This window comes from Bradyrhizobium sp. ma5, from assembly GCF_042258955.1.
Classification (GTDB): Bacteria; Pseudomonadota; Alphaproteobacteria; order Rhizobiales; family Xanthobacteraceae; genus Bradyrhizobium.
Map to the genome: position 1 here is coordinate 6,797,980 of NZ_CP170156.1, position 17,784 is coordinate 6,815,763.

Annotated in this window: 12 protein-coding genes; 5 read left to right on the plus strand and 7 right to left on the minus strand. The window is 65.7% G+C overall.

The genetic code is table 11. The features are described from left to right. The 3 genes from glgX to treY are packed head-to-tail and all read left to right on the plus strand — an operon-like array spanning nt 1 to nt 6,606. Nucleotides 1–2,073: a glycogen debranching protein GlgX gene (gene glgX / locus ACE103_RS32050; protein WP_375776302.1), complete on the plus strand. Its 2,073-nt coding sequence runs from the start codon at nt 1–3 to the stop codon at nt 2,071–2,073. Then, on the plus strand, nt 2,070–3,818 hold the full coding sequence (gene treZ / locus ACE103_RS32055) for a malto-oligosyltrehalose trehalohydrolase (protein ID WP_375776303.1): 1,749 nt from the start codon (nt 2,070–2,072) through the stop codon (nt 3,816–3,818). Before glgX ends, treZ begins: the two co-directional genes overlap by 4 nt. Before the next feature lie 4 nt (nt 3,819–3,822). Further along, the gene (gene treY / locus ACE103_RS32060; RefSeq protein ID WP_375776304.1) at nt 3,823–6,606 is read left to right on the plus strand and encodes a malto-oligosyltrehalose synthase; all 2,784 of its coding nucleotides are present in this window, start codon (nt 3,823–3,825) and stop codon (nt 6,604–6,606) included. Between the two features lie 9 nt (nt 6,607–6,615). On the opposite strand, the gene ACE103_RS32065 is transcribed toward treY, so the two are convergent. Beyond that, a complete protein-coding gene (locus ACE103_RS32065) occupies nt 6,616–6,924 on the minus strand; it encodes a polyhydroxyalkanoic acid system family protein (protein WP_298376997.1) in 309 nt (102 codons plus the stop codon). Nucleotides 6,925–7,089: 165 nt separating this feature from the next. Here ACE103_RS32065 and ACE103_RS32070 point away from each other — a divergent pair, with 165 nt between their 5' ends. Continuing rightward, nucleotides 7,090–7,254, plus strand: coding sequence for a DUF3309 family protein (locus ACE103_RS32070; protein ID WP_076865768.1), 165 nt, complete (start codon nt 7,090–7,092; stop codon nt 7,252–7,254). Between the two features lie 173 nt (nt 7,255–7,427). Here the strand turns inward: ACE103_RS32070 and ligD are convergent, their stop codons facing one another. Continuing rightward, nucleotides 7,428–10,064, minus strand: a complete 2,637-nt coding sequence (ligD, locus tag ACE103_RS32075; RefSeq protein WP_375776305.1) for a DNA ligase D — start codon at nt 10,062–10,064, stop codon at nt 7,428–7,430. Nucleotides 10,065–10,170: 106 nt separating this feature from the next. Here ligD and ACE103_RS32080 point away from each other — a divergent pair, with 106 nt between their 5' ends. Next, nucleotides 10,171–11,058, plus strand: a complete 888-nt coding sequence (locus ACE103_RS32080; protein WP_375776306.1) for a Ku protein — start codon at nt 10,171–10,173, stop codon at nt 11,056–11,058. Between the two features lie 150 nt (nt 11,059–11,208). Here the strand turns inward: ACE103_RS32080 and ACE103_RS32085 are convergent, their stop codons facing one another. The 5 genes from ACE103_RS32085 to kdpB form a co-directional block, all read right to left on the minus strand. Then, entirely contained in the window at nt 11,209–11,442 is a 234-nt protein-coding gene (locus ACE103_RS32085) for a DUF6496 domain-containing protein (RefSeq protein WP_375776307.1), read from the minus strand. Between the two features lie 55 nt (nt 11,443–11,497). Further along, a complete protein-coding gene (locus tag ACE103_RS32090) occupies nt 11,498–12,187 on the minus strand; it encodes a response regulator (protein WP_097675280.1) in 690 nt (229 codons plus the stop codon). Then, a complete protein-coding gene (locus ACE103_RS32095; RefSeq protein WP_375776308.1) occupies nt 12,184–14,895 on the minus strand; it encodes a DUF4118 domain-containing protein in 2,712 nt (903 codons plus the stop codon). The genes ACE103_RS32090 and ACE103_RS32095 overlap by 4 nt, the downstream gene beginning before the upstream one ends. A gap of 39 nt (nt 14,896–14,934) precedes the next feature. Continuing rightward, complete coding sequence (locus ACE103_RS32100) at nt 14,935–15,540, minus strand: K(+)-transporting ATPase subunit C (RefSeq protein WP_375776309.1); 606 nt, start codon at nt 15,538–15,540, stop codon at nt 14,935–14,937. 113 nt (nt 15,541–15,653) lie between these two features. After that, nucleotides 15,654–17,765 (minus strand): potassium-transporting ATPase subunit KdpB, encoded by a 2,112-nt coding sequence (gene kdpB, locus ACE103_RS32105; RefSeq protein ID WP_375776310.1) that lies wholly within the window; start codon nt 17,763–17,765, stop codon nt 15,654–15,656. Nucleotides 17,766–17,784 lie beyond the last annotated feature (19 nt).

The window sequence follows — 17,784 nt, forward strand, 5'->3', positions numbered from 1 at the left end:
ATGCGACTGACCGGGGGTACGTCCGCACGGCTCGGTGCAAGCTGGGACGGCAGAGGCACCAATTTTGCGCTGTTCTCGGCGAACGCGGAGAAGGTGGAGCTGTGCCTGTTCGACGGCCAGGGCCGCCGCGAGCTCGAGCGGATCGAGATGCCGGAGCGCACCGAGGACGTCTGGCACTGCTATCTGAACGACGTCTCGCCGGGCCAGCTTTACGGCTATCGCGTCTACGGGCCCTATGCGCCGGAACGCGGCCACCGCTTCAACGCCAACAAGCTGCTGCTCGATCCCTATGCCAAGCGGCTCGCCGGCCGGCTGGTGTGGAGCGATGCGCATTTCGCCTATCGTACCGGCAGCGCGCGCGAGGATCTCTCCTTTGACCGGCGCGACAATGCCCGCGGCATGCCGAAGGCCGTGGTGGTCGACGAGACCTTCAACTGGGGCCGCCGCGAGATACGGCCGCACGTTCCCTGGCAAGACACCATCATCTACGAGGCCCACGTCAAGGGCCTGACCCAGAAGCGCGAGGACGTGCCGCCGAACCTGCGCGGCACCTATGGCGGGCTGTCGTCGCCGGCGATGATCGACCACCTCAAGCGGCTCGGCGTCACCACCATCGAGCTGTTGCCGATCCACGGCCTGATCGACGACCGGGTCCTGGTTGAGAAGAAGCTGTCGAATTACTGGGGCTACAACACCATCGCTTTCTTCGCGCCGGAGGCACGCTACGCCCAGGACAATGCGCTCGACTCGTTCCGCACCACAGTGGCGCGGCTGCATGATGCCGGCATCGAGGTGCTGCTCGACGTCGTCTACAACCACACCGCCGAGGGCAACCATATGGGCCCGACGCTGTGCTTCCGCGGTATCGACAACGCCTCCTATTACTGGCTGAACCGCGAGAACCCGCGCTTCTACGACGACTTCACCGGCTGCGGCAGCTCGGTCAACCTCACCCATCCGCGCGTGCTGCAGATGGTGATGGATTCGCTGCGGTACTGGGTCGAGGTCTGCCATGTCGACGGCTTCCGCTTCGATCTCGCCACGACCCTGGCGCGCGGACCGAACGGGTTCGATCGCAACCATCCCTTCCTCACCGCGATCCGCCAGGACCCGGTGCTGGCGACCGCCAAGATGGTCGCTGAGCCCTGGGATCTCGGTCTCGGCGGCTACCAGGTCGGCGCGTTTCCGTCGCAATGGTCGGAGTGGAACGACCGTTATCGCAGCGCGATGCGGCGCTACTGGAGCGGCGAAGGCAGCCTGATCGGCGACATCTCAGGCCGCATGACCGCGTCCTCGGACTTGTTTCACCACGACAACCGCGCGACCCGCGCCAGCGTCAACCACATCACGGTGCATGACGGCTTCACGCTCGCCGATCTCTTCAGCTACAACGAGAAGCACAACGAGGCCAATGGCGAGGACAATCGCGACGGCTCCAACGACAACCACAGCAACAATTGCGGCCATGAAGGCCCGACCGATGATCCCGCCATCATCGCGCTGCGCCGCCAGCTCAGGAAGAATGCGCTGGCCTGCCTGCTGCTCGCACAGGGCACGCCGCTGATCCTCGCCGGCGACGAGGTCGCCAACACCCAAGCCGGCAACAACAACGCCTATTGCCAGGACAACGAGACCGGCTGGATCGGCTGGGAGAACCTCGGCACCGACGACGACGCCATCGCCTTCATCGGTCATCTCACCGAGCTGCGTCAGCGCTTCGGCCAGATCCGCTGCCAGAGCTGGCTCGATGGCCGCCGCGCCGACGGCAGCTATGGCGTGATCTGGCTGACGCCATCGGCGGAGGAGATGAAGGAGTCCGACTGGAAATTCCCGGAAAGCCGGTTCCTCGCCTACGTGCTGGGGCCGATGGAACAAGGCCAGGCGCCGATCTTTATCGTGCTGAATGCCGCGCCGCAGGAGATCGTGTTCAGGATGCCGCGGATGGCGGAATACAGGAGCTGGCAGCAGGTCTTGAACACGACCAAGGCTGAACAAACGGCCGAGCAATTTGTGGCCGGCGCCGACACCACGGCACCGCCGCGCTCCGTGCTGGCATTCGCAGGCTCCGCATGAGCAGTCACTTCGGACCCGAATTGACCGCGGACGGTGCGCGCTTCCGGCTCTGGGCGCCGGCAGCCAAACGCGTCGACCTCTTGCTCGACAAGCCGCATGCGCTCACGCGCGATGCCGCCGGCTGGTACGTCGCCGAGATAGCCGGCGCGCGCGCGGGCACGCGTTACAAATTCCGCATCGACGACGAGGTCGATGTGCCCGATTCAGCCTCTGCGTTCCAGCCGGACGACGTGTTCGGCCCGAGCGAGGTGATCGATCACGCAGCCTTCAAATGGCGCGCGACCGAGTGGCGCGGCCGACCCTGGCACGAGTCCGTCATTCTTGAGGCCCATGTCGGGACCTTCACGCCGGAGGGCACCTACCGCGCCATGATCGACAAGCTCGATCAGCTGGTGGCAACCGGCATCACCGCGCTCGAACTGATGCCGCTGGCGGATTTCGCAGGCAAGCGCAACTGGGGCTATGACGGCGTGCTGTGGTATGCGCCCGACAGCGCCTATGGCCGCCCCGAGGACCTGAAAACCCTGATCGATGAGGCGCATCTGCGCGGGCTGATGGTGATGCTCGACGTGGTCTACAACCATTTCGGGCCCGAGGGGAATTACCTCGGCCGCTATGCGCCCTCCTTCTTCAGCGACGCGCATACCCCGTGGGGCAGCGCGATCGATTATCGCGTGCCCGAGGTGCGGGCGTTTGCGATCGGCAGCGTGGTGAGCTGGCTGCGCGACTATCGTTTCGACGGGCTGCGCTTCGACGCGGTCAACACCATCGTCGAAGCCGGCGAAATCTCGGTCCTCCATGACTTCAGCAAGGCCGCCGGCAAGCTCGCCATGGAGACCGGCCGGCACATCAACCTCGTGCTCGAGAACGGCGACAACATTGCAAGCCTGCTCGATGCCGCCGAGGACCCACCGCACGGTAAATTCCGCGGCCAGTGGAACGACGACTATCATCACGCCTGGCATGTGCTGCTGACCGGAGAATCCCAGGGCTATTACGGCGACTACAAGGCGCCGAAGCAGGACCTCGCGCGGGCGCTGTCGTCCGGCTACATCTATCAGGGCGAAGTTTCGGAGTTCTGGGGCGGCAAGGCCCGCGGCGAGCCGAGCGGTACGCTGTCGCCGACCTGCTTCATCAACTTCCTGCAGAACCACGACCAGATCGGCAACCGGCCGCTGGGCGACCGGCTCGAGAGCATCGCAAAGCCGCAGGCGATCCAGGCGGCGCTGGCGGTCACGCTGATCGCACCGACCACGCCGATGCTGTTCATGGGCGAGGAATGGGGCGCGACGACCCCCTTCCCGTTCTTCTGCGATTTCAAGGGCGACCTCGCCAACGCTGTTCGCGCCGGCCGGCGCAAGGAATTCGCCTGGGCCTATGCCAAATATGGCGACGACATTCCCGATCCGCTCGCCGAGGAGACGGCGCGGTCGGCCGTGCTCGACTGGGCGGCACTTGGCCACGACCCCGCCCGCGAGCGGCTGACGCTGGTGCGTGACCTGCTCGCCGTGCGCCGGCGCGAGATCACGCCGCGGCTGACAGGGGCACGGTTCGGCGGCGACCGCGTCACGGGCGATCTCTTGGCCGCGCATTGGCGGATGGGCGACGGCCGTACGCTGTGGCTGTCGGCCAATTTGTCGGATCGCAACATCACCGGCGCAGCGGAACCGAAGGGAACTGTGATCTGGGGCGGCGCGTTGTCGAGCGACCTCCCCGGCTGGGCGGTGCGCTGGCACATCGGATAGCACAATGCCTCCGGCGATCCCGATCGCGACCTACCGACTGCAACTCACTGCCGATTTCGATTTCGATGCCGCCGCCGCCGTGGCGCCGTATCTGAAGGCGCTCGGCATCAGCCATGTCTATGCCTCGCCGTTCATGAAGGCGCGCAAGGGCTCGACCCATGGCTATGACGTCGTCGACCACACCAAGTTCAATCCGGAACTCGGCGGCGAAGAAGGCTTTGCGCGGCTCAGCGATGCGTTGAAGCAGAACGACCTCGGGCTGATCCTGGATTTCGTGCCGAACCATGTCGGCGTGCACTTCGCTGATAATCCATGGTGGCTCGACGTGCTGGAATGGGGACCGGTGTCGCCCCACGCGGTCTCCTTCGACATCGACTGGGACCTCTTGCCCTATCGTGCCCGCGGCGGCGTGCTGCTGCCGATCCTCGGCTCGTCCTACGGCCAGGCGCTGGAGCGCGGCGAGATCGAGCTGCGCTACGACGCGAGCGAAGGCAACTTCTCTGCGTGGTACTTCGAGCACCGCCTGCCGATCGCGCCGGAGCGCTATGGCGAGGTGCTGAGAACCCTCGTCCGCGAAGCCGGTGCGGAAGACAGTCCGGCCGGTCGCGCGCTGCTCGAGCTCGCTGCCAAGTATCGCGGGCTGCGTCACCCGAACCGGCAGGAGGCGCCGACACTGAAGGCGGCGATCAAGGCGATCGAGGGCAGCGCCGAGATCATCGCGCGCGGGCTCGATGCCTATCGCACCAGTGAGGACCGGCCGACCGAGACATTGGCGCTGCATCATCTCCTGGAGCGCCAGCACTACAAGCTCGGCCACTGGCGGCTTGCGTCAAGCGACATCAACTATCGCCGCTTCTTCGACGTCAACACCCTGGCCGGCCTCAGGGTCGAGGACGCCGCCACGTTCGAGGCGAGCCACAGTCTCGTGAGGCGGCTCATCGCGGAGGACCGGTTGCAGGGCCTGCGGCTCGACCATATCGACGGCCTGCGCGATCCCGCCCAATATTTCCAGCGGTTGCGCCGCCTGGTCCGCACCGCGCAGGGCGCCAAGGCCAAGCCGTTCTACATGGTGATTGAGAAGATCCTCGGCGAGGACGAGAGACTGACGAAATTCAGCGGCGTCCACGGCACCACCGGCTACGAATGGATGAACACGATCAGCCAAGTGCTGGTCGAAGGCCGAGGCCTCGATCCGCTCAACGAGATCTGGCGCCAGGTCAGCAACCAGTCGCCGAACCTGACGCCGGTGCTGCGCGAGGCCAAGCGGCGCGTGCTGGAGACCTTGCTGACCAGCGAATTCACCGTGCTGGCACGGCTGCTCGCGCGCATCGCCAGCGGGCACTATTCGACCCGCGACTTCTCCGCCGACAGTCTGCGGCAGGCGCTCGAGCTCTACGTGCTGCACTTCCCGGTCTATCGCACCTATCTCACCACCTCCGGCCCAACCACGCATGACCGCGCGCTGATCAGCGCGACCATCGAGCGCGCCCGCGCCGACTGGTTCGCTGCCGATGAAGGCCTCTTCGATTTCCTGTGCGATACCTTGACGATGGACCTCCTGAAGCCCGGCCGGCCGCCGCACAGTGCGCCGCGGGTGCGGCGCTTCGCGCTGAAGGTACAGCAATTCACCGGGCCGATGATGGCGAAGTCGCTGGAGGACACCACGTTCTATCGCTACCACCGCCTGCTCGCGCTCAACGAGGTCGGCGGCGATCCGGCGGCGAGCGCGATCGCGCCCGAGACCTTCCGCGCCATGATGCAGGCCCGCGTCCGCGAATGGCCGCACGGCATGACGTCGACCGCGACCCACGACACCAAGCGCGGCGAGGACGCCCGCACCCGCATCATGGCGCTGGCCGAAATCCCCGGCGAATGGACCAGCGCGGTGGCGCGCTGGAAGGTGCTGAACGCGCCGCATCTGGTGCTCGACGGCGAGACGCGCGCCCCGTCGGCAACATTCGAATACATGCTGTATCAGGCCCTGCTCGGCGCCTGGGATCCGGATGACGCGTCACTGGTCGGGCGTATCCAGGCCTATGCCCTGAAGGCCGCGCGCGAGGGCAAGCAGGAGACCAGCTGGCTCAATCCGCACGAGCCTTATGAGGCGGGCGTGAAGACCTTCATCGCGCGGATCCTCGATCACAAGGCCTCGCCTGAATTCCTCGATGCGCTGGACACGCTGGCAGAGCGCACCGCGCTGATCGGGGCGCTAAACTCGCTCAGCCAGATCACCCTGAAGGCGACGATGCCGGGCGTGCCGGATTTCTACCAAGGCACCGAAAGCTGGGATCTTTCACTCGTCGATCCCGACAACCGCCGTCCGGTCGACTTTGCAGGACGCGCGGACATGCTCGCGGCACTGGAGACGCCGGACTGGGATGCACTGGCGCAAAGCTGGCGCGACGGCCGCCTCAAGTTCGCATGGACGCGACATCTGCTGCGGCTGCGCAATGAACTACCCGAGATCTTCACCAGCGGCGACTACCAGCCGCTCACGGTCAGCGGCCCGCATCGCGATCATGTCATCGCCTTCGCGCGGCGCCATGGCCGCGAGGCGGTCATCGTCGCGGTGGCGAAATCATTTGCCCCGTTCACGCAGGGCGGACGCAGCTGGCCGCGCGCCGAGGCCTTTGAAGGCGAGATCGACGTGGCTGGATATGCGCTCCCGGGCGGCCAAGACAGGATACAGCTCTCGACGCTGTTCGCCAGGCTGCCGGATGCGGTGCTGAAGGCGAAGACCACGGCGGGCGCGAAGCACGCCGCCAGGCGTGTCCGCGCGCACGGCTAACGTCACGCGTCAGCGCTTGGTCAGCAGCAACTGCCCGCTCTTCTGAATGGCCACCTGCGCGACCTCGGCGAAGCGTTGCAGCAGCCACGGCAGCGTCACCTCCAGGCGCACATGGCTGTCCTCGACATCGAGATGTCCGGCCGCGACCTGCCCCAGCGCGCGGACGCGGAAGCTCATGCGGTTATTCTCCCAGCGCTCCTCGTCGACGCTCATGACAGGCACGTTCGCCGCCGCGCGCGACAAGCCTGTCTTCAGGCGGCGCATCGCTTCGTCGCGGCCGAGGCTGTGGGGAATCGAGACAATCAGCGGAGCCGACATCGCGGTGCACTCCTCCATGGATTCCGTTGATGTAGTTCTGTTCCACCGCAAATGGAAGATCACACAGTTTTATCGCGCCGCTCAAACCGGAACCTTCACAGTTGCGGGTTGTTTCCTCTCCCGAAGGGCAGAGACGACAGGCCCGCGGGGCTGAGGAGGACTGAGATGTCACTTGGAACGATCATTCTTATTATTCTGGTCATTGCGCTGCTTGGCGGCTTCAGCGGCATCGGCGGCGGACCGTTCTACGGCACCGGCTATTACGGCGGCGGCGGTCTCGGCCTCGTGATCGTGATCCTGCTGATCCTGCTCCTGCTGGGACGTCTGTAGCGCCCGGACGCGTGTTGCGCACCATCCGCATCAACAACTGTCATCACCCGCGAAAGCGGGTGATCCAGTATTCCAGAGGCGTTCGCGATTGAACGGACCAGCTGCGGCGTACTGGGTACCCCGCTTTCGCGGGGTATGACGACCAAGCCAGCGGCACAAGCCTTCCTCGTTTGCTACTGCGCCGCCAGCTTCTTCATCGCCGCCTTGATCGACGAGGCCGCATCCTCATAGCCGTCCCACGCCTTGCTTTTGGCGAGCAGCGCCGGCACTGACCGCACCGTATATTTCTTCGGATCGAGGTCGCCGCGCACCTGAGCCCAGGTCAGCGGCATCGACACCGTCGCGCCCGGACGCGCCCGTGGCGACAACACCGCGACCGCGGTCGAGAGCCTGTCGTTGCGCAGATAATCGAGGAAGATCTTTCCGGTACGCTTGACCTTCGACATGTTGATCAGATAACGCTCGGGGTCATCCAGCGCCATCCACTGGCAGATCGCCTGCGCAAATGCCTTGGCTTCCTTCCACGTTACCTTGTCCCTGGCGCCTGTGAGCAGCGGCACCACGACATGGAGGCCCTTGCCGCCGGTGGTCTTGCAGAAGCTCTCCAGACCGACCGCAGTCAACCGCTGACGCATGTCCTTGGCGGCGTCGATCACATCGGAGAACGCGACGTCGGGCGCGGGATCGAGATCGAACACCAGCCGGCCCGGCGTGTCATAGGCATCGGGCGCGCAATTCCAGGGATGCAGCTCGAGGCCGCCAAGTTGCGCAACCGCAGCCAGGCCCTCGACCTGGTCGATCTGCAGATAGGGCTTGCGGTCGCCGGAGACCTTGGCGAGCTTGAGGAGCTTCGACGTGCCGGCCATCGCGTGGCGCTGGAAGAAGGTCTCGCCCTTGATCCCGTCAGGCGCGCGCACGATCGAGCATGGCCGGCCCTTGAGGTAGCCGATCATCCATGCGCCGACCGCCTCGAAATAAATGGCGAGGTCGAGCTTCGTCACCGGCGCGCCGTCGCCGGCATCGGGCCACAACGCCTTGTCCGGGTGCGAGATGACGACGCCCATGACCTCGCCGGATTTTGCTTTCGCCATCGGCTTCACTACTTTGGTTACGACCGGCCGCTCGGCCTCGACCTCGTGCGCCGGCTTGTCCTGGCGCAGGCCCTTGAACGCCGCCTGGCGGATGTTGCCGGCGTCGGTCCAGCCGGCGAACTCGATCTCGGCGACCAGTTCGGGCTTCAGCCAGTGCACGTCGCGGGTCTTCTTCGGCGCGTCCTTGCCGCTGAACGGGCTGGTGTCGGACGCCGCAGCCTTCAGCGCCGGCATGATGCGGCGGACCATGTCCTGGCCGAAGCCGGTGCCGACGATGCCGACAAACTCCAGATGGCCGCCGCGATAGACGCCCGCCATCAGCGAGCGGAATTTGCCGTTGGTGGTCTTCCAGCCGCCGATCACCACCTCGTGGCCGGCGCGGATTTTCGCTTTGGTCCAGTCGTCGGAGCGGCCGGAGCGATAAGCGCCGTCGAGGCGCTTGGAGACGATGCCTTCCAGCCCGAGCTTGCGCGCGGAATCCAGCACCGCCTCGCCGCGCTCCTCGAAATGCCCGACATAGCGGATCAGTCTGCCCTTGCGCGCCACGAGCAGCGCCTTGAGCTGCGCCTTGCGCTCGGTGAGCGGCAGCGGGCGGAGATCCTCGTTGCCAGCAAACAGCAGGTCGAACGCATAGAAGATCAGTTGGTCGGTCTTGCCATCGGACAGCGCGGCCTGCAGCGTCGAAAAATGCGGCATGCCGTTCTCGTCGAGCGCGACGATCTCGCCATCGATCAGGGCATCCGGCAGCTTGCCGGCCTCCGTCACGATCGCGCCGAACTTGTCGGACCAGTCGAGCCCCTTGCGGGTCTTCACCACAGCCTCGCCGTCCTCGACGCGAAGCTGCACGCGGTAGCCGTCGAACTTGATCTCGTGGCACCAACCCGCGCCGTTGGGCGGGCTCTCCACCGCGGCGCAGAGCTGCGGCGAAACGAAGTCCGGCATCTCCGTTACCTGCTTCGGCAGGGCCTTCGGCCTCGTCTTCAATTGGGCCTTCAATTTTTCCTTGGGCGCCGGCGCCTTGGTTCTCGCCCGCGCGTCCGCGGCCATGCCGCGATTGGACTGCCAGACCGCATCCGCCTTCATTGTCGCCTTCGCCTTGCCGTTGCCCTTGGCCAGCATGAACGGCTTCGGCGACCGGCCCTTGCCGGCTGTGATCTCTGCCATCGAGCGGCCGGAGGCGACCGAGCGGTCCTCGTCGAGGACCGCCTCGCCATTGCCATCAACGGCGTATTCGTCGCGGTGCTTGATCAACAGCCAGTTGGTGCGCTTGCCGCCGAAGCGGTCGTTCTTCATCCGCACCAGCACCCAGCTGCCGTGCAGCTTGTCGCCATGCAGCGTGAACTTGAGGTCGCCCTTCTTGAAGCCGCGTTCGGGATCGTCCGATTCCCAGGTGCCGCGATCCCAGAGCTGCACCGTGCCGCCGCCATACTGGTCTTCGGGAATCGTGCCTTCGAAATCGCCATAGTCGAGCGGATGATCCTCGACCTCGACCGCGAGCCGCTTGTCGTGCGGATCGAGCGAGGGCCCGCGCGTCACCGCCCAGGACTTGAAGACGCCGTCGAACTCCAGCCTGAAATCATAGTGCAGCCGTGTCGCGTCGTGCTTCTGGATCACGAAGCGCCGTTGCTTGCCGGGCGCGACCTTGACGTCGCCCGACGGCTCATCGGTCTTCTCGAAGTCGCGCTTCTTGCGATAGGTGGTGAGATTTCTCAGCGGCACGTCCAGGCCTCGGCGCAAACCACGGCCGCCGCGAGCCTGCGGCCGTCAGGAACCAAAACCTACGGTATCCGTTCAAGTTCCAAACTCAAGCTGTTTGGAGACGATCATGGCCGCTCCCCGCGCCTACTGGAAAGGCACGCTCAAACTGTCGCTGGTGTCGTGCCCCGTGGCGCTCTACCCTGCCTCGACCACGGTCGAGAAAACCCGTTTTCACATGATCAACCGGGAAACCGGCAACCGGCTGAAGCAGCAGATGGTCGATGCCGAGACCGGCGACGTCGTCGAGGGCGACCAGAAGGGCCGCGGTTACGAGGTAACCAAGGGCAAATATGTCGAGATCGAGAAGGACGAGCTCGAGGCGGTCGAGATCGAAAGCAACCACACCATCGACATCGACAGCTTTGTGCCCGAGGGCGAGATCGACAAACGCTATCTCGATCACCCCTACTACATCAGACCCGACGGCAAAGCCGGCGCGGACGCATTCGCTGTCATCCGCGACGCCATGAAGGACCAGGACCGCGTCGCGCTGGCGCGCATCGTGCTGACCAATCGCGAGCACGTGATCGCGATCGAGCCGCTCGACAAGGGCATGCTCGGCACCACCCTGCGCTACCCCTACGAGGTACGCGATGCCGGTGACTATTTCGACGATATCAAGAGCCCGAAGGTGACCAAGGACATGATCGAGCTCGCCAGCCACATCCTCGAAAGCAAGGCCGCGCATTTCGATCCGTCGAAATTCAAGGACGAGTACGAGACCGCGCTGAAGGCGCTGGTCCGCCGCAAGGCCGCCGGCAAGCCGATCAAGGCGGCCGCGCGCGAGGAGAAGCCGAGCAATGTGGTGAACTTGATGGACGCGCTGAAGCAGAGCCTGAAGGACCGGAAAGGTGGCGCCAGGCGCTCAGGCTCCGCCGCACGACGCCCGGCCTCGCATCGCCGTACCGCCAAGAAGGCGCACAGGTCGAGCGCGCGGTCGCGCAAGGCAGGGTGAACTCCCGCTCCCGTCATTGCGAGGGGCGAAGCGACGACTTGTCCGCCGAAGCCTCGGCAAAGGGCGGAAGTAATCCATCTTTCCGCAGTCGAGGAGAGATGGATTGCTTCGCTTCGCTCGCAATGACGATGGGAACGGTTGCCCCTACTTCTACTTCGCGGCCTTCCGCTTCTTGGCCGCCTTGCGCTTCGCCGTCTTCTTCTTGGAAGCCTTCTTCGGTACCTTCCGCCCCTTGGCACGCGCCTCCGACAGACCGATCGCGATCGCCTGCTTGCGGCTCGTCACCTTCTTCTTGGAGCGGCCACTGCGTAGCGTACCGGCCTTGCGCTTCTTCATCACACGCTCGACATCGCTTGATGCCTTCCGCGAGTATTTTCTTGCCATGGCTTCTCTCCCGCTAACGGAAAAACAAACCTCGATGGGAGCGAAAGTTCCGAAGCTAATCCGCCGCGCGCAGCCGATAGCCGATGCCGGTCTCGGTCAGCACGAACTGCGGACGCTCGGGGTCGGCCTCGATCTTCTGGCGGAGCTGGCGCACATAGACGCGCAGATACTGCGCGTCGGTCAATTCGTCCCACAATTCCTTCAAGAGGAAGCGATGGGTCAGCACCTTGCCGGCATGCTGCACCAGCACGCGCAGCAGGTCGTACTCCTTCGGCGACAGCTTGATCTCCTTGTCGCCGACCTTGACGATCCGGCGCACCAGATCGACCGAGAGATCGCCGGAGCGGAACACCGGCCGCTCGCCCTGGACCTGCAGCTGGTGGCGCAACGCCGCGCGCAGCCGCGCCAACAGTTCGTCCATGCCGAACGGCTTGGTCAGGTAGTCGTCGGCGCCGAGATCGAGCGCCTGCACCTTGCCGGCCTCGTCGCCGCGGCTCGACAGCACCACGATCGGGACGCTCTCGTTGCGGCCGCGGATCATGCGCAAGAGATCGTGGCCCTGGATGTCGGGCAGACCGAGATCGAGGATGATCAGCGCCGGCCCCTCGCCCAGCATTTCCAGCGCGATCTTGCCGTTGGAGGCTTCGAGGATGTCGTAGCCCTGCGTGCTCAGCCCCATCCGCAGGAGCTTGCGGATCGGCGGCTCGTCGTCGATGACCAGGACTTTGATCGGCGTGGCGTTCATGCAGCAGTGTCCAGCGCGTTGGTGTCGGCCGGGATCGGCAGGCGGATGGTGATGACGGCGCCGGTCCGGTCGGAGCGGTTGGCCGCCGCGATCGTGCCGCGCATCGCCTCGACGAAGCCGCGCGAGATCGCAAGGCCGAGGCCGGTGCCGGGGCGGACATGGTCGCCCTTCTCGGCGCGGTAGAACTTGTCGAACACGCTTTCGAGCTCGGCGGCCGGAATGCCGTTGCCCTCGTCGAGGATCTGCAGCGCGATGGTGTCGCGGTCGCGCGCGCCGCGGATCGAGATCGTGGTGTCCGAGGGAGCGTATTTGGCGGCGTTGTCGAGCAGGTTGAACAGCACCTGCTCGAACAGCACGGCGTCGAGCTCCAGCATCGGCAGGTCGGCCGCGAGCTCGAGCGACACCCGGTGATGCACCAGGATCTTGCCGGCGCGGCGCAGCGCGCTGCCGACGATCTCGCCGACATCGTGCCGCGCGGTGTTGGGCACGATCGCGCCGGATTCCAGCTTGGTCATATCAAGGAGATTGGCGATGAAGCGATTCAGCCGCTCGGATTCGTCGATCACGGTCGCGAGCAGATCATGCTTCTGGGCATCGCTCAGGCTGGTGCCGAGATCGCGCAGCGCTGAGGCCGAGCCGAGCACCGAGGCCAGCGGCGTCTTGAGGTCGTGCGAGATCGAGGTCAGGAGCGCGCCGCGCAGCCGGTCGGACTCGACCGTGCGCTTGACGCGATCCATGTCCTCGACCAGCAGCACGCGCTCGATCGCCAGCGCGCCCTGGTCGACCAGCGCATCGAGCAGCCGGCGCTGGTCGGGCGTCAGCAGCGGCCCGGTGCGGTCGTCGTCGATGCCGATCACGCCGATCGGGCCGCGGCCGGTGCGCATCGGCAGGAACAATCGCTTGCCGCCCGGCAGCGTGTCGGAGCCGCGGCCGGCCGGGCGATCGTTGCCCCAGGCCCAGTTGGCGGCGGCGAGATCGGCCTGATCGAGCTGGTCCTCCGGCGGATAGCCGCTCTTGACCGTCAGCATGCCGTCCTCCGGCAGCAGCAGCACCACGCGCACCTTCAGCATCAGCGCAATCTGGTAGGCGGTCGCCCACAGCACGTCGTCGAGCGTCGCGGTGCCGGCGAGCTTGCGGCTGAACGCATAGAGCGACTCGGTGGTGCGGACGCGGCCGATCGCGGTGTCGGCCTGGACGCGCACCCGCGCCGCGACGTTGGAGACCAAGAGCGCGATCAGCATGAAGAAGAAGAATGCCGCGACATTGGTCGGGTCGGTGATGGTGAAGGTGTAGACCGGCGGCAGGAAGAAGAAATTGTAGCACAGCGAGGCGGCGACGCTGGCCAGCAGCGACGGCCACAGCCCGTAGCGCGCCGCCGCACCGACCACCGCGGTGATGAACACAAGGTCGACATTCTCGATGCCGAAGAACGGCTGGATCAGCTTGGCCGCGCCGAGCCCGATCGCCGTCAGCAGCAGCGCCATCAGATAGGGCCGCGGATTGAACGGCTCCTGCCGCTGCGCGGTCTGCACCGCCGCCTTGCCGACCGGCAGCTCGTCGCCGGCGATCACGTTGACGCTGATATTGCCGGCGCGGCGCACCAGATCGTGCACCACCGAACCGCGCGTCAGCTCGAACCAGCGCGAGCGCGTCGACTTGCCGATGATGATCTGGGTGACGTTGTTGGCCTGGGCGAAATTGATGACGTCGTCGGCGATGCGGCGGCCGACGCCGGGAAGCGTCAGCGCCTCGCCGCCGAGCGATTCCGCAAGCCGCATGGTGTCGGAAAGCCGGTCGCGCTGCTCGTCGCTCAATTGCAGGCTGCGCCGCGTTTCGATGCTGACCGCGGTCCATTGCGCATGCAGCCGGTCGGCCAGACGCTTGGTGTAGCGCACGAGGCCGGCCGCGCGCGGATCCTCGCTGAGGCACACCAGGATGCGCTCGCCCGCGGCCCAGGGCCCCTGGATCGCATTGGCCTGCATGTGGGTGAGCAGCTGCTCGTCGACCCGCTCAGCAGTGCGGCGCAGTGCCAGCTCGCGCAGCGCGGTGAGATTGCCGGGCGAGAAATAGTGCTCCAGCGCCCGCTCGGCCTGCCGGGGCACATAGACCTTGCCCTCCTTCAGCCGCTGGATCAGGTCGTCGGGCGTGAGGTCGATCAGCTCGATGGCATCCGCGCGATCGACCACCGAGTCCGGCACCGTCTCGCGCACCCGCACATGGGTGATCTGCGCGACGACGTCGTTGAGGCTCTCGATGTGCTGGATGTTGATCGCGGTGTAGACGTCGATGCCGTGCGACAGCAATTCCTCGACGTCGAGATAACGCTTGGGATGCCGGCTGCCCGGCGCATTGGTATGGGCGAGCTCATCGACCAGCGCGAGCTGCGGCCGCCGCGCGATCAGGGCGTCGAGGTCCATCTCCTCGAGCGTCTGGTCGCGATAGGCCAGCCGCTTCCGCGGTATCACCTCGAGACCCCTGAGCAGCGCCTCGGTCTCCACCCGTCCGTGGGTTTCGACGACACCGACCACGACGTCGACGCCCGCCTTGAGGCGGGCGTGGGCGCTCGAGAGCATCTCGTAGGTCTTGCCGACGCCGGGGGCGGCGCCAATGAAGATCTTCAGCCGCCCCGATCGATCGGTCTCCCGGCGCGCCGCCTCCAGCAGCGCATCCGGCGAGGGTCTTTTATCGGGGTCACGCTGATTGGCCATACCGCAATATAGTCATCCTGCGAGAGCGGGCCTACTCCCCTATTTCGCCTTTGCCGCGTCGAGCGCCAGGTTGAGCGCAAGAACGTTAACGCGGGGCTCGCCGATGATGCCGGCGAAGCGGCCCTGCGTGTTCTGCGTCACCAGCTCGCGCACCGCGTCCTCCGACATGCTGCGCGCCCTGGCGACCCGCGGCACCTGGAACAGCGCGGCGTCCGGCGAGATGTCGGGATCGAGCCCGCTGGCCGAGGTGGTGACGAGATCGACCGGCACACTGGCAGTCGGATTCTCCGCCTTCAGCTTCTCGACATCCTCCTTGACCCGGTCGTTCAGCGCCTTGCTGGTCGGGCCGAGGTTGGAGCCGCCGGAATTGGCCGCGTTGTAGGGCGCCGGCACGGTCTTGGAGGCATCGTTCGGATCGGGCGCGAGGGTCGCCGACGGCCGGCCGTGGAAGTATTTATCCTCCTTGAACTCCTGCCCGATCAGGGCGGAGCCGATCACCTTGCCGTCTTTCTCGATCAGGCTGCCTTGCGCCTGCTTCGGAAAGATGACGCCGGCGATCGCCGTCATGGCGAGCGGATAGGCAAGGCCCGTGATCGCGGTCAGCAGCACCAGCACGAGGATGGCAGGGCGGATTTCTTTCAACATGACAGGTCTCCTAAGTCTCTCTCGTCATTGCGAGCGAAGCGAAGCAATCCATGGCTCAGCACGGGGATCGATGGATTGCTTCGTCGCTTCGCTCCTCGCAATGACGGTTATGGTTACGCAAGGCCCAGGGCGGCGACGATGAGGTCGATCGCCTTGATGCCGATGAACGGGATAATGATGCCGCCTAAGCCATAGATCATCAGGTTGCGGCTGAGCAGCGCACCGGCACCGACGGCGCGATACTTGACGCCCTTCAGCGCCAGGGGAATCAGCGCGATGATGATCAGCGCGTTGAAGATGATCGCCGACAGGATCGCGCTCTGCGGGCTTGCCAGGTGCATGACATTCAGCACCTGGAGCTGCGGATAGAACGCCAGGAACATCGCCGGGATGATCGCGAAGTACTTTGCGACGTCGTTGGCGATCGAGAACGTGGTCAGCGCGCCGCGGGTCATCAGGAGCTGCTTGCCGATCTCGACCACCTCGATCAGCTTGGTCGGGTTGGAGTCGAGGTCGACCATGTTGCCGGCTTCGCGCGCCGCCTGGGTGCCGGTATTCATGGCGACACCGACGTCGGCCTGCGCGAGCGCCGGCGCGTCGTTGGTGCCGTCGCCGCACATCGCGACCAGCTTGCCCTTGGACTGTTCGTCGCGGATCAGCTTCAGCTTGTCGTCGGGGGTTGCCTGCGCCAGAAAGTCATCGACGCCGGCCTCGGCTGCGATCGCGGCCGCGGTCATCGGGTTGTCGCCGGTGATCATCACGGTGCGGATGCCCATGCGGCGCAGTTCGGCAAAGCGCTCGCGGATGCCGCCTTTGACGATGTCCTTGAGGTGCACGACGCCGAGCAGCTTGCCGTCCTTGGCGACCGCCAGCGGCGTGCCGCCGGCCTTGGCGATCTCGTCGGCGATCGCCTGGATCTCGCGCGCTTCGGCGCTCATCGTCGCCGCAACTGCACGGACGGTGTTGCCCGTCGCAACCGCACGCGGCGAGCCGCCGTCGACATAGGCAAGGATGGCGTCGACCGCACCCTTGCGGACCGACGAGGTGCCGGCATCGATGCCGCTCATCCGGGTCTGCGCGGTGAACGGCACGAAGGTCGCCGCAAGCTCGTGCATGTCGCGGCCGCGGATACCGTATTTCTCCTTGGCCAGCACCACGATCGAGCGGCCCTCCGGCGTTTCGTCGGCGAGCGAGGCGAGCTGCGCGGCGTCGGCGAGGTCCTGCTCGGTGACGCCACGGATCGGGCGGAACGCGGTCGCCTGGCGGTTGCCGAGCGTGATGGTGCCGGTCTTGTCCAGCAGCAGTGTGTCGACGTCGCCGGCGGCTTCCACCGCGCGGCCGGACATCGCCAGCACGTTGAAGCGCACCAGGCGGTCCATGCCGGCGATGCCGATCGCCGACAGCAGCGCGCCGATCGTGGTCGGGATCAGCGTGACGAACAGCGCCACCAGCACCACGACCGAGATCGAGCCGCCGGCATAGGCGGCATAGCTCGGGATCGTTACCGTCGCAAACACGAAGATGATGGTGAGGCCCGCGAGCAGGATGTTGAGGGCGATCTCGTTCGGCGTCTTCTGCCGCTCGGCGCCCTCCACCAAGCGGATCATGCGATCGATAAAGGTCGAGCCCTGCGCCGCGGTGATGCGGACACGGATCCAGTCCGACAGCACCTGGGTGCCGCCGGTGACCGCCGAACGGTCGCCGCCGGACTCGCGGATGACAGGCGCGGATTCACCGGTGATGGCGGCCTCGTTGACCGATGCCACGCCTTCAATCACCTCGCCGTCCGACGGGATGTTGTCGCCGGCCTCGACCAGCACGATATCGCCGACCTTCAGCGAGGTGCCGGGCACCATGCGGTAGGTCCGGTCAGTGCCGGCCAGCAGCTTGGCCTGGCTCTCGGTGCGGGTCTTCTTCAGCGACTCAGCTTGCGCCTTGCCGCGGCCTTCGGCGACCGCCTCGGCGAAGTTGGCAAACAGCACCGTGAACCAGAGCCAGAGGATGATCTGGAAGGTGAAGCCGAGATTGGCGCCGCCGGTGACGAGGTCGCGGACGAAGATAATTGTGGTCAATGCGGCCACCACCTCGACCACGAACATCACCGGGTTCTTCATCATGAGCCGTGGATCGAGCTTGACGAAAGCCGACCAGATCGCCGGCACCAGGATCTTCGGGTCGAGCATGGTCGACGCCGTCACCTGTTTCTGCAGTTTCATGGTTTCCATGGATGTCACTCCGGACGTA

Bases quoted from the DNA above. Each gene is read 5' to 3' on its own strand.
- glgX (WP_375776302.1), top strand. From the start codon at position 1: ATGCGACTGACCGGGGGTACGTCCGCACGGCTCGGTGCAAGCTGGGAC.
- treZ (WP_375776303.1), top strand. From the start codon at position 2,070: ATGAGCAGTCACTTCGGACCCGAATTGACCGCGGACGGTGCGCGCTTC.
- treY (WP_375776304.1), top strand. From the start codon at position 3,823: ATGCCTCCGGCGATCCCGATCGCGACCTACCGACTGCAACTCACTGCC.
- ACE103_RS32065 (WP_298376997.1), bottom strand. From the start codon at position 6,924: ATGTCGGCTCCGCTGATTGTCTCGATTCCCCACAGCCTCGGCCGCGAC.
- ACE103_RS32070 (WP_076865768.1), top strand. From the start codon at position 7,090: ATGTCACTTGGAACGATCATTCTTATTATTCTGGTCATTGCGCTGCTT.
- ACE103_RS32080 (WP_375776306.1), top strand. From the start codon at position 10,171: ATGGCCGCTCCCCGCGCCTACTGGAAAGGCACGCTCAAACTGTCGCTG.
- ACE103_RS32085 (WP_375776307.1), bottom strand. From the start codon at position 11,442: ATGGCAAGAAAATACTCGCGGAAGGCATCAAGCGATGTCGAGCGTGTG.
- ACE103_RS32090 (WP_097675280.1), bottom strand. From the start codon at position 12,187: ATGAACGCCACGCCGATCAAAGTCCTGGTCATCGACGACGAGCCGCCG.
- ACE103_RS32095 (WP_375776308.1), bottom strand. From the start codon at position 14,895: ATGGCCAATCAGCGTGACCCCGATAAAAGACCCTCGCCGGATGCGCTG.
- ACE103_RS32100 (WP_375776309.1), bottom strand. From the start codon at position 15,540: ATGTTGAAAGAAATCCGCCCTGCCATCCTCGTGCTGGTGCTGCTGACC.
- kdpB (WP_375776310.1), bottom strand. From the start codon at position 17,765: ATGGAAACCATGAAACTGCAGAAACAGGTGACGGCGTCGACCATGCTC.